Genomic DNA, 12,364 nt, shown 5'->3' with positions numbered 1-12,364 from the left:
AATTGTAGTTATGAATACATGTAGGTTGATTTTAATGTTGTTATTAAGCGTGCAACTGTTAAAGGCACAAGAAAAACCAAATATCGTATATATCATTTGTGATGATTTAGGGTATGGGGATGTACAGGCCTTAAACCCTGAAAAGGGAAAAATTCTAACACCGGCAATTGATGCTTTTGCCAAAGAGGGTATGACTTTTACAGATGCGCATTCTGCTTCTGCGGTTTGTACCCCATCTAGATATTCCTTATTAACGGGTAGATATTCTTGGAGATCAAAACTACAAAATGGCGTATTACGAGGCGGTAATGAGTTTGAACCTTTGATAGACAAAGAATTGACAACAGTGCCCGGTTTATTAAAAAAAGCGGGCTATACTACCATGGCCATGGGTAAATGGCATTTGGGATTTAGTTTTTTGGATAATGATGGTAAACCTTATGACATGTATAGTGGTAAAAAGTTGGTTAATGCGCCAATCGGAGCTAATGTGCCCAATGGGCCGGTGAGTAGGGGTTTTGATGGTTATATAGGTTTTCATCACTCCGCCTCAATGAATACGGTTATAAAAGATGACAAGGTTATAGATCATATGGCCCCAATAAAAATGCTCCAGTTTTTGGGTGAACATGCCAAAGATTATATCAAGGAAAGTACAAAGAAAAAAGAACCGTTTTTCTTGTATTTGGCTCTGAATTCCCCTCATAGCCCCGTTGTACCTTCAGAGGAATGGCAAGGAAAAAGTGGCATGGGAAGTTATGCGGATTTTGTAATGGAAACAGATTTCGTGGTAGGCAAAGTATTAAAGTCACTAAAAGAAAACGGGTTGGAAAAAAACACACTGGTTTTCTTTACCAGTGATAATGGCTGTTCGGCCCCTGTTGCCAAAGCAGGGAAATTGGAAAAAGAATTCGGTCATTACCCCAGTGCGGATTTTAGGGGATACAAATCCGATATTTGGGAAGGTGCCCATCGGATCCCGTTTATGGTCAAATGGCCCGGGAAGATCAAACCCAATACAACCAATAGCCAACTTATCTGTCAGACGAGTTTAATGGCAACCTGTGCAGGGATCACCGGTGTGGAATTGGATGCCGATGATGGCGTAGATTCGTATAGTATTCTTCCGCTATTGAAAAACAATAAGGCCAAAACGGATTATAAATTGGTGGTGCACCATTCCATTAATGGGAAATTCTCCATTAGAAATAAAAAATGGAAATTGGAATTGACTCCAGGTTCCGGAGGATGGAGTGCCCCAACAGATAAAAAAGCCATAATGGAAGGTTTGCCCCAGATACAGCTGTATAACATGAAAAAGGATTGGGAGGAAACCACCAATGTATATAAAAAGCATCCTAAAATAGTTAAAAGGCTAACGGAAGAATTAGAACGAATTGTTGAAAACGGAAGAACTACCTCTGGGGAGTTACAACAGAATGACGTTCCTGTCGATATTTATAAGTCGGGAGTTGCCGAAAAATCGGGAGCACATTAAGTTCCTAAAAGAACACAACGCATATATGGGAATCCAAAAAAGAAAATCGCTGCTTTATTTCTGCTTTATACTAAGTATGATAGTTGCTGTATCCTGCTCATCCTCAAAAACGGATAAAGATGATACAGTGGCGGCAATAGTCGTAGAAGGGGAAAAGCAACCGGTAGATTATATAGACCCTATTATTGGGGCCATTACCTATGGGAAAAAATCCAAAGATGCCCATGGTTTTGGAAAAACATTTCCGGGTGCCGCAACCCCTTTTGGCTTGGTACAATTAAGTCCGGATACTTTTACGGGTGGTGATAATGGTTCGGGCTATTCGTACGAGCATCCAACACTCGAAGGTTTCAGTTTTACACATATGAGCGGTGTAGGTTGGTTTGGCGATTTGGGCAACTTTTTAGTGACGCCCACAACCGGCAAATTACATACGAATAGAGGTGTTCCTGAAAACCCGGAAGATGGTTACCGATCTCGGTTTTCACATGATACCGAAGTAACCCAAGCAGGCTATTACGCAGTGACTTTAACCGATTATAGAGTAAAGGCAGAATTGACGGCGGCACCAAGGGCAGGAATAATCAGATTCACTTATCCGGAAAATGACAGTTCACGAATTCAAATCGATTTATCACGTCGCGTTGGAGGTACATCAACGGAACAATACATCAGGGTAGTTGATGAAAACACGATTGAAGGCTGGATGAAATGTCCTCCGGAAGGTGGTGGCTGGGGCGCTGGGGCCGGTAACGCCGATTACGTGGTGTATTTCCATTGCCAATTTAGCAAGCCGTTAAAAGACTACGGAATTTGGAGTGCCGATATTCCTGACGTGCCTAGAAAGATGCGTTTTATTAGAAGGGATAATTATCAGGATGCAGTTAAAAATGCAGAAATTTTTAAAGGTAGAAATGAAATGCAAGGCAAGCATTTAGGGTTTTATACCGATTTCAGCACAAAAGAAGGAGAACAGGTGTTGGTGAAAAGCGGCATTTCTTTCGTGAGTATCGCAGGTGCCAAGGAAAATCTCGAGCACGATATCGATCATTGGGATTTCGATAAAACCAGGCAAGAAGCACGTGACTTATGGAGTACGGCCATTTCAAACATAGCGGTATCCGGTGCATCCGATAGGGAAAAAACCATTTTTTACACCGCACTTTATCATACCTTAATCGATCCTCGGGCTTTTTCAGACGTTAACGGAAACTATATAGGGGCCGATAAACAAGTACACCAAACCGATAATTTTACTTACCGTACTATTTTCAGTGGTTGGGACGTGTTTCGTTCACAATTTCCGTTGCAAACCATTATCAATCCTACATTGGTCGATGATGAAATCAATTCCCTATTACAAATGGCAGCGTTAAGTGGTCGCGAATATTTACCGCGCTGGGAAATGCTGAATTCCTATTCGGGCGTAATGTTAGGGAATCCGGCAGTTTCGGTAATTAACGATGCTTACCAAAAAGGAATTCGTAACTACGATGTGGAAAAAGCCTTTGAGTACTCATTGAACACGGTTAACAACACAGGAAATGGTGAGCTAGGGTATTCACACAAGCACATTTCCAAAACCTTGGAATATGCCTATTCCGATTGGGCGTTGGCAACCTTTGCACAAGCGTTGGGCAAAAATGGGATTGCCGAAACTTATTTCGAAAAAAGTAAAAATTATAAGAATATTTGGAACGATGAAGTCAACTGGTTTAGGGCTAAGGATAGCACCGGAACTTGGTTGGAATGGAAAGGGAAAACCGTTCATGGCCAAGGGTGTATTGAAAGCAATCCGTTTCAACAAGGTTGGTTTGTACCCCACGATATCGATGGGTTAAAGACCTTGATGGGTGGTGAAGAAGCTTTTAAAAATGAATTGATCACTTTTTTTGAAAACACCCCCGAAGACTTTCTTTGGAATAATTATTACAATCATGCCAATGAACCTGTGCATCATGTACCGTTTATGTTCAATGAAGCCGGTGTACCGCACTTGACCCAAAAATATACCCGTAAAATTTGTGATAAGGCTTACGGTATCGATGCTTACGGATTATGCGGTAATGAGGATGTAGGTCAAATGTCTGCGTGGTATGTGTTGGCTTCCATTGGTATTCATCCCATAAATCCGGGGGATAATAAATACCAAATCACGAGTCCGGTTTTCAATGATGTCGAAATTAAATTGGACAGCAACTATTATTCAGGAAAAACATTCAGGATTATCGCCCATAACAATTCAAAGGAAAATATTTATATACAAACAATCAAATTGAATGGAAAACCATTGGATCGCTTTTGGATTTCTCACGAAGAAATCACCAAAGGTGGTGTTTTGGAATTTGAAATGGGTCCAAGCCCAGTTATTAATTAAGAAAAAAAACAAATCAATATGAATAAGATAGCCATTATTTGCCTATTAGGTTTACTTACATTTACCAGTAATGCCCAAAAACACTATGATTTCCCAATGCCGGAATATACCCCCACCGAAGGTAATTTACAGGCCCGAAAGGAATTTCAGGACATGAAGTTCGGGATGTTCATCCACTGGGGCGTGTACAGCGTTTTGGCAGATGGTGAATGGGTTATGTTCATAAAAAAGATCCAAGCGGATAACTATGAGCGTTTGGCTGATTTTTTCAATCCGCAGGATTATGATCCCGAAGAATGGGTAAAGTTGGCCAAGGCCGCCGGGATGAAATATATTACGATTACCACTAGACACCATGATAGCTTTAGTATGTTCGATACCGATGCGAGCGATTTTAACATTGTAGATGCTACGCCTTACGGAAAAGACCCGTTAAAAGCATTGGCAGAGGCCTGTAAAAAGGAAGGTATCAAGCTGAATTTCTATTATTCGCTACTCGATTGGAAAAGGGAAGATTACAAAGTAGGTAAAAAAGGAGATAAAGAAGCTTGGGAAAAGTATGTTAGCTTTATGAAAAAGCAACTAACGGAGTTACTTACAAATTATGGAGAAATAGGAATGATTTGGTTTGATGGACATTGGGACCAAAAGCAAGCAGATTGGAAGTATAACGAAATCTATAGTTTGATCCACGAGCTGAGTCCGAATACCCTTATCGCCAACAACCACCATATACAACCCATTGCCGGGGAAGATGTACAGACCTTTGAACGTGATCTTCCAGGGGAAAACCACGGCGGTTACAGTGATGGGGTACAGGTTAGCCGATTGCCCTTGGAATCTTGTGCTACCATGGCCGGGAAATGGGGGTATAGCATTTATGACAAAAAGTTCAAGAGTACGAAAAAATTGATCCACTTTCTGGTCAATGCGGCGGGTAAAAACGGCAACTTACTGTTGAACGTAGGTCCCATGCCAAACGGTAAAATACAACCGGAATTTGTTGATACCTTAAGTGAAATCGGGGAATGGACCGGTACTTATGGTGAAAGTATCTATGGCACCAGAGGAGGGGTCATCAACTCACAGGAATGGGGTACCATTACCAAAAAGGACAAGACCTTGTATGTACACGTGCTGGATGCCCCTACCGAACCCTATGTTTTTATTCCCGAGCTCAAGGAGAAGGTTAAATCGGTGACCAGTTTCGATGGGGGGATCAAAATCAGGTTCAAGCAGGTAACAGAAGGACTTTTTCTATATACTGGTGCATTGGATGCCGACCGTATAGATACCATTTATAAAATAGAAACCAGATAATAAGCTGTTAGGCAAGCGTTTACAAGGAAAATATACCTCAAGCCATAAAGGAGGCTTTTGATGCTTCCGTGGAAAAGAACTTAAAACTTAATATACAGCGATAACTAGAGCAAATGAAAAAATCAATCACTTCAACAGTAAGAATGGCGCAAAGGTTACTTCCCCTATGGGTAACGATCCTTATAATTTCCTGTAACACCCCAAACCCGGGTTATACGGAAGATGACATTGCCATTATTCCCAAGCCATTGAATTTTACCTTAGGTGAGGGTTCCTTTGAAATAAGTGTGAAAACACCATTGGCACAATCGGACGGTATTTCGGATAAGGCCGTAGGTTTTCTCAACGGACTTTTGGGGAAAGCAGCTGGTTTTACACTGGAAAAAAGTTCGGGAAACCTGGAAAAAGGAATCGTTTTCTTTACCAAGGAAGGTTTTAAAAAAGGCGGATATGGTTTACATGTGAATCCGGACAAAATCACCATTGAAGCGACAGAAGCATCGGGTTTTTTCAATGCGGTACAAACCATAAGGCAACTCTTGCCAAAGGAAATTGAGCAAAATAGGGTAGTTGATACGGATTGGTATGTTCCCAGTGTCGACATACAGGACGAACCTAGGTTTGAATGGCGCGGTATGCATAACGATTTAAGCCGCCATTTCTTTGATGTGGATGAAGTGAAGCAATTCTTGGATTATTTGGCGCTTTATAAAATGAACACCTACCATATGCACCTTACCGATGATCAAGGTTGGCGTATGGAGATAAAAAAGTATCCACTATTGACCGAAAAAGGGGCGTGGAGAATTCCCAATAATCAGGATACGATTTGCAATACCAGGGCAGTGGAAAACGATCTGTACACCATTGATCCGGCAAAATTCAAGGAAGTGGATGGTGAACGCAAGTATGGCGGATTTTTCACCCAAGAACAAATAAAGGAAATTATTTCTTACGCAGATGATAGGTGTATTACCGTAATTCCAGAGGTTGATATGCCTGGACACTTTAAATCGGCCATAGATAATTATCCGTTTTTATCATGTAATGAAGAATCCGGATGGGATACCGTATTTACTTATCCAACTTGTTTGGGAAAAGAAACTACTTACGAATTCATGAAGAACGTTTTGAGTGAGGTTGTAGAATTATTTCCTACGGAATACATTCATATAGGAGGGGATGAGGTCAACATCAAATCATGGGAAGTATGCCCACACTGTCAAAAAGTTATTGCAGATAATGGATTGAAAGACGAGCATGAACTACAATCTTTTTTTAATAGGGATATAGAACGATTTCTGCATTCCAAAGGGAAGAAATTATTGGGTTGGGACGAAATCGTGGAAGGTGGTTTAACAAAAGACGCTACAGTGATGTGGTGGAGAGGGTGGCGCCCGGAAGCGCCTAAGAAAGCAGCAGAGCAAGGTAATGATGTTATAATCACTACAACCGATGCCTATTATTTCGATTATTTGAACGAAGGGAATCCATTGGAAAAGATCTATAACTATGAACCCGTCCCAAAAAGTTTTACAGAAAAGGAGGAAGCTAATGTCCTAGGTATACAGGCCAACCTTTGGTCCGAATGGATACCTAGTTTTAAGAGGTTGCAATACCAAGCTTTTCCCAGAATGATCGCAGTGGCGGAAAATGCTTGGGCTCCGAAGAAGAGCAAGGACTTTATGGCATTTAACACTAGAGTGGAAAAACAATACCCTAGATTGGAAGAAATGGGGGTTTATTATTACATCCCTATCGTAAAGGGATTGGATAAGGAATTGGCCATGGTAGACAGTACAAAGGTTAAGTTGGATCTTGCCTATCCGTTGGAAGGCGTAGAGATTTATTATACCACTGACGGGTCTGTACCCTCAAAAGGGTCATTGCGATATTCTGGGCCATTCGTGGTAACCGATACCGTGGAAATCAAAGCAAGGGCCTATAAAGGGGATATTTATAACGACATCAAGAAAACGAAAGTGATCCAAAAATCGTATTTGGATCCTGTCGGGGTAACGCCAACAGAAAAGGGATTGAAAAGATTCATCCTTAAAGGGAAATACAAGAAAGTTGCTGATTTAGAATTAAATAAGGGTCAGGCTTGGCAAAAGGTAGATAGTATCGATTTGGCCGACTATAAGGAAGGGAAAAGGTTCAATATGGTATTTTCCGGGTATTTCCATGCCGAGGAGAATGGTATTTATGAGTTTGAAACCCGATCGGATGGTGGTGATCATTTATATATCGGGGATACTTTGGTCGTGGACAATAGTGGATGGCACGGTCCAAGAAAACGGTATGGAAAGGTTGCCTTGAAATCGGGTTGGTACCCCATAGTTATTAAATACAGGCCTAGTGATAACCCAAGGGTAATAAATGCATGGTATGGTTTACAGGGGGAAGAACTACAGTCCATTAATTCAGAAGTTACAGGACATTAGAAATTATCGAAATGAACAAAATATATAATAGTTAGTCAATGAAATCGATGATTCTCCCATTGTTTTTAGTAGTAATATGTGCTTTAAACGCCCAAAATCCGATTTTAAACAAGGAAGATGCTGGGTTTATCTATGCAGCAGATCCAGCCGCCGAAGTCTATAATGGTAAAGTTTATGTGTATTGTTCCAGGGATGTAGAGGGTGCTGTTTCATTTAGTACGATGCAAGATTATGCGATATTGGAGTCTTCTGATATGAAAACTTGGAAAAATCACGGTGTGGTACTAAAACCACGGGAATATGTCTGGGCTCATGGACAAATGAATGCACCGGATGTGGCCTACTGGGAGGGTTGGTATTATTTTTACTTTCCATATGATAAAACACATATTGGTGTGGCAAAGAGTCGAACGCCGGTTGGCCCTTGGGAAGAAGCTGTTACAAAGGAAATAACAACCATATTTGACCCTACCGTTTTTGTTGATGATGATGGGCAAGCTTACATTTATGGCAATGATCATAAAGTCAATATAGGAGATCCAGGGGCTCATATAATGGGAGCTAAGCTTAAAGATAATATGATTGAATTAGATGGTGATTGGATTCGACTTTCTGAAGAAACAGTGAGTGAAGCAGTGCATGTTTTTAAAAGAAACGGGATATATTATTTTAGCGCTAGGGTTGGCCCTGTTACGAAGTATTGGATGGCAGAAACGCCATTACCAAAATATGCTACATTAAAAGGTGAATTAGCTCCAGATGCCCCGAAAGCACCGAATCATACTTCAGCGATAGAATTTAAAGGCGACTGGTATTTGTTTTACCATCGTGGGGATGTAAATGAAGGTTCATTTCATCGTAGATCTGCATGTTTTGAAAAAATGTCATTTCGAGAAGATGGGACTATAGTCCCAATTGAATACACCTTGGAAATAGAATGATGTTGAAAATGCGTAAGTTGGGATATGATGCTTTTATACCTGAAATGAAAATAAGTTGTTAAAATTATTAAATATGAAAATTAAAAAAATAGGAATATCGGTTTTAGTGTTCTTAGCTGTTTTTGGTACTAAAGTAATGGGTCAGGATACGAATACCATTTCAGCCCCTTTAGTCTTGGATATGGTACACCATAACCCGGGAGAGGCCCCATATCAGTCCATTTATAACGACCCAAAAGTAATCAAGGAAATGAGTTATAATGGGAAAGTATATTTCCTTTTCGAATCCCCTGCCTTGGCCATTGATTGGGAATCGGTAGATCTAGATATTTTACCCAAAGGTTCGGAAGATAGGAAATGGGTAGATGCAAAGGCGAAACAGATAAAGCAAATGCATAAGGCCTGTAAAGCGCAGGATATGAAGATTTTTGCAATGTCCGATTTGGTTTTGTTTCCGAAGCGATTAATAGCAAAATACGGTATCGAGGAAACCTTTGGGAACCCGAATGATCCTTTGACCGAAAAGTTGATACGAGCGCAAATTAATGAAATGTTCGATCAATTTCCGGATCTGGACGGCTTGGTAGTGCGTATCGGTGAAACGTATTTGCATGATGCCCCCTATCATTTAGGCGCTATAGATAATAAAAAAAGCCCAGAAAAAACGATCATTCCCTTAATGCAGATCCTTAAGGAAGAAATTTGTGAAAAAAGGAACAAGCAGTTGATCTTTAGGACTTGGGGTGCGTTCGATGTGAATTTGGAAGATTACCTAAAAGTAAGTGATGCCATAGCCCCCCATAAAAATTTGATTATCAGTGTTAAGCACTGTGAAGGTGATTTTCATAGATCCAATGCGTTCAGTAAGGTAATCGGTCAAGGGCGCCATCCCCAAATCATAGAAGTACAATCCGCTCGCGAATACGAAGGAAAAGGGGCCTACCCCAACTATATCGCCAATGGGGTTATTGAAGGTTTTGAAGAGCATGCAAGAATGCCCGAAGGGCAAATCAATAGTATTAAGGAGTTTGTTGAAACAAAACCTGGATTATATGCCGGTATCTGGACATGGTCTAGGGGTGGCGGATGGAATGGTCCTTACATCAAAGATGAAATGTGGTGCGATTTGAATTCTTGGGTAATGGCACAATGGGCCTTACATACCGATAAAAGTGAGGAATTTATTTTTAATAGATATGCGACGGAACGGTTACACCTTAAGGGTGATGATATCTCTAAATTCAGGAAATTGGCCTTGCTTTCTGCCGAAGCAGTAGTAAGGGGGAGGAACAGTACGTTCAGGGACATGAACCCTTGGTGGACAAGAGATCAAGGCATTGCCTGGCCAATGGTAATAAAAGGGGAATTACAACAAAAAAGGAACTTGGCGCAAAAAGACGAATCTGTAGCCAAATGGAAAGAAATAGTTAAGCTGGCCAAATCGATTGATTGGGAAAATGAGGCTACGAAAAACCATGCCATTGGATCGGCTGAGTACGGATTAAGATTGTACACCATTTATAGAACCCTTGTTTATATGCAACATGCCGAAGCCAATGGTAAAGAAGTTAAAAAGTGGATCAAAGCGTATGATAAGGCTTGGAAAAACTATAATAAGCTTGCCGAGGAATATAGTACCATAGCCACGCTATATACCCAGGATTATGATAGACATATTGCCAAAAACGCGAACGCTATAGTAGATAAATTAAGAGGAAATTAATGTGCCGATATTATAAAAACAACCTATTTGTTCCTAAACACTACATAAAGTAATTGGGTTCTAATTTTATAATAAAACGTTGGGGGTTTCTTTCTGTGAAATGATAATTTATCTCCTAAATTAACAAGACGGTTAAACTTAACGCTCCTTGGGCACCAATAACCAAACATTGTTCTATGTCGGCTGTCTTTGACGGTCCGGAAATGAATAAACCGAAAGTGCGTTTTCTTTTGGAAATAAGCTCATAGGCCTCATGTAAATTTTGGCAAATGTCTTTTTTATCCAAAATAATCAACAGATCATTGGTTATAAAAGGTAAGGCCCGAATGTAAAACTGTTCTTCCGATATCCAAATGGCTCCGTTTTCCGCTACACCGAACGTACCGCGAAGTATTGCCAAATCAACATCCTCCAAATCCTTGGGTTGTGTTTTATCTGAAATGGAAACCGTTCCTAAAGACGACACTTGTGTACGATTTACAATGTTCGTGGCATTAGGGTACATCATCGTTATCTCATTATCAATATCCTTTGGAGAGGTCAATTGCTTGATCGTGCCCCCTACAAGGGGCACTTTTTCCTTAAAACCGCTAAGAAGGTCTATATCCTCATTAAAGAGATCAGCATTGATCTCTGGTAATGGCAACAATTCCGGTTTGTTTTTTCGTACCGAATTTAATATTTCTTCCCTGCCCATTATTTACTTCTTTTTTCTTTATACCATTGATCAAAATTCCCATTTTTTATTTGGGGGAGTTCACGTGCCTTACCCCAAGCATTCAATTTGGAATAAACCAAAAACCTAGGGGCATATTTGAGCATAAACCGAACAGACCGACCAGCGAGACCATAAAACTTGGGTTTTGAAAAAACCTTGCCGGTCATCTTTAAAATCGTTTTCTTGACAACAGGTTGTTCTACGTCTTTAGTGATTATCTGTCTCCATTTGTACAGTTGTTCATGTATATTGATTTTTACGGGACAAACATTGGAACATGATCCACATAAAGTTGATGCAAAAGGCAAAGAGCTATGTTTGGTCAAATCTTTCCCTGGGGATAATATAGACCCAATGGGACCGGGGATGGTAGCATCATAACTATGGCCGCCACTACGCCTGTAAATAGGGCAGGTGTTCATACAGGCCCCACAACGTATACAATGTAATGAAGATCGGAAATCTTCACGGCTCAATTGTTCCGTTCTGCCATTATCCACAATTACGATGTGCATTTCGGAACCTTCGGTAGGTTTGTTGAAATGGGAAGAATAGGTCGTAATGGGCTGTCCTGTGGCACTTCTGGCCAATAAACGCAAAAATATACCTAGATGTGCTTCTTTTGGTATAAGCTTTTCAATACCCATACATGCTATATGGGTTTTTGCCAAATGGGCTCCCATATCAGCATTGCCTTCATTGGTACATACCACAAAACCTCCTGTTTCGGCTATGGCAAAATTGACACCTGTAATGGCGACATCGGCCGTTAAGAATTTTGTACGTAGGTGTTTTCGGGCTTCATTGGTCAAGTATTCCGGATTTCCATCACTAGGTTTTGTGCCCAGATGTTCTTGGAACAAGGTGTCGACTTCCTCTTTGGTTTTGTGAATGGCCGGTAGAACGATGTGACTTGGTGTTTCTTTTGCTATTTGCACAATATATTCCCCCAAATCAGTATCAACAACTTCAAAGCCTTTCGATTCCAAATACGGATTTAAATGGCATTCCTCAGTAAGCATTGACTTGCTCTTAACCACCTTTTTTGCATTCTTTTCGGTCAGAATCTTATTGATGATCTTATTATGTTCTTCGGCATTTGACGCCCAATGTACGGTAATACCGTTTTTTTGTGCGTTCGTTTCAAATTCAATTAAAAGTTCGTCTAGGTTAGATAGGACATGGGCTTTGACTCCGGATGCCAAATCCCTTAACTGTTCCCAGCCTTTGACACCATGTGCGGCATTGTCCCTTTTTTCCCTAACATACCACAAAGCTTTGTCGTGCCAATTTACTTTAGCTTCGTTCTTATTGAATATTTCGGCCTTTTGTGCGTGGTTCAT

Annotated in this window: 8 protein-coding genes; 6 read left to right on the top strand and 2 right to left on the bottom strand. The window is 40.6% G+C overall.

Annotated elements, in window-relative coordinates; genetic code table 11:
- Window positions 1-10 precede the first annotated feature (10 nt).
- The 6 genes from GJ691_RS14385 to GJ691_RS14360 all read left to right on the top strand — a co-directional run bounded on the left by GJ691_RS14385 (window position 11) and on the right by GJ691_RS14360 (window position 10,303).
- The gene (locus GJ691_RS14385) at window positions 11-1,498 is read left to right on the top strand and encodes a sulfatase family protein (protein ID WP_154368098.1); all 1,488 of its coding nucleotides are present in this window, start codon (window positions 11-13) and stop codon (window positions 1,496-1,498) included.
- Between the two features lie 76 nt (window positions 1,499-1,574).
- Complete coding sequence (locus GJ691_RS14380; protein WP_154368096.1) at window positions 1,575-3,875, top strand: GH92 family glycosyl hydrolase; 2,301 nt, start codon at window positions 1,575-1,577, stop codon at window positions 3,873-3,875.
- An 18-nt stretch (window positions 3,876-3,893) separates the two neighbouring features.
- On the top strand, window positions 3,894-5,195 hold the full coding sequence (locus tag GJ691_RS14375) for an alpha-L-fucosidase (RefSeq protein ID WP_218944457.1): 1,302 nt from the start codon (window positions 3,894-3,896) through the stop codon (window positions 5,193-5,195).
- 113 nt (window positions 5,196-5,308) lie between these two features.
- Window positions 5,309-7,639, top strand: coding sequence for a family 20 glycosylhydrolase (locus tag GJ691_RS14370; protein WP_154368093.1), 2,331 nt, complete (start codon window positions 5,309-5,311; stop codon window positions 7,637-7,639).
- 38 nt (window positions 7,640-7,677) lie between these two features.
- Window positions 7,678-8,580, top strand: a complete 903-nt coding sequence (locus GJ691_RS14365; protein ID WP_154368091.1) for a family 43 glycosylhydrolase — start codon at window positions 7,678-7,680, stop codon at window positions 8,578-8,580.
- Between the two features lie 73 nt (window positions 8,581-8,653).
- Window positions 8,654-10,303 carry a hypothetical protein gene (locus GJ691_RS14360; RefSeq protein WP_218944456.1) on the top strand — a complete coding sequence of 550 codons (1,650 nt, stop codon included), beginning with the start codon at window positions 8,654-8,656 and terminating at the stop codon, window positions 10,301-10,303.
- Window positions 10,304-10,418: 115 nt separating this feature from the next.
- Here the strand turns inward: GJ691_RS14360 and GJ691_RS14355 are convergent, their stop codons facing one another.
- Entirely contained in the window at window positions 10,419-11,000 is a 582-nt protein-coding gene (locus tag GJ691_RS14355; RefSeq protein WP_154368089.1) for a LutC/YkgG family protein, read from the bottom strand.
- On the bottom strand, window positions 11,000-12,364 hold the full coding sequence (locus GJ691_RS14350) for a lactate utilization protein B (protein WP_154368087.1): 1,365 nt from the start codon (window positions 12,362-12,364) through the stop codon (window positions 11,000-11,002). The genes GJ691_RS14355 and GJ691_RS14350 overlap by 1 nt, the downstream gene beginning before the upstream one ends.

Origin of the sequence: Maribacter luteus, from assembly GCF_009674825.1 — a bacterium.
Classification (GTDB): Bacteria; Bacteroidota; Bacteroidia; order Flavobacteriales; family Flavobacteriaceae; genus Maribacter_A; species Maribacter_A luteus.
The sequence above is the reverse complement of the archived record's forward strand: the minus strand, read 5'-3'. Positions and strand labels throughout refer to the sequence as shown.

What these genes read in the sequence shown, in the direction of transcription:
- GJ691_RS14385 (WP_154368098.1), top strand. Translation starts at nt 11, where the DNA reads ATGAATACATGTAGGTTGATTTTAATGTTGTTATTAAGCGTGCAACTG.
- GJ691_RS14380 (WP_154368096.1), top strand. Translation starts at nt 1,575, where the DNA reads ATGATAGTTGCTGTATCCTGCTCATCCTCAAAAACGGATAAAGATGAT.
- GJ691_RS14375 (WP_218944457.1), top strand. Translation starts at nt 3,894, where the DNA reads ATGAATAAGATAGCCATTATTTGCCTATTAGGTTTACTTACATTTACC.
- GJ691_RS14370 (WP_154368093.1), top strand. Translation starts at nt 5,309, where the DNA reads ATGAAAAAATCAATCACTTCAACAGTAAGAATGGCGCAAAGGTTACTT.
- GJ691_RS14365 (WP_154368091.1), top strand. Translation starts at nt 7,678, where the DNA reads ATGAAATCGATGATTCTCCCATTGTTTTTAGTAGTAATATGTGCTTTA.
- GJ691_RS14360 (WP_218944456.1), top strand. Translation starts at nt 8,654, where the DNA reads ATGAAAATTAAAAAAATAGGAATATCGGTTTTAGTGTTCTTAGCTGTT.
- GJ691_RS14355 (WP_154368089.1), bottom strand. Translation starts at nt 11,000, where the DNA reads ATGGGCAGGGAAGAAATATTAAATTCGGTACGAAAAAACAAACCGGAA.
- GJ691_RS14350 (WP_154368087.1), bottom strand. Translation starts at nt 12,364, where the DNA reads ATGAACCACGCACAAAAGGCCGAAATATTCAATAAGAACGAAGCTAAA.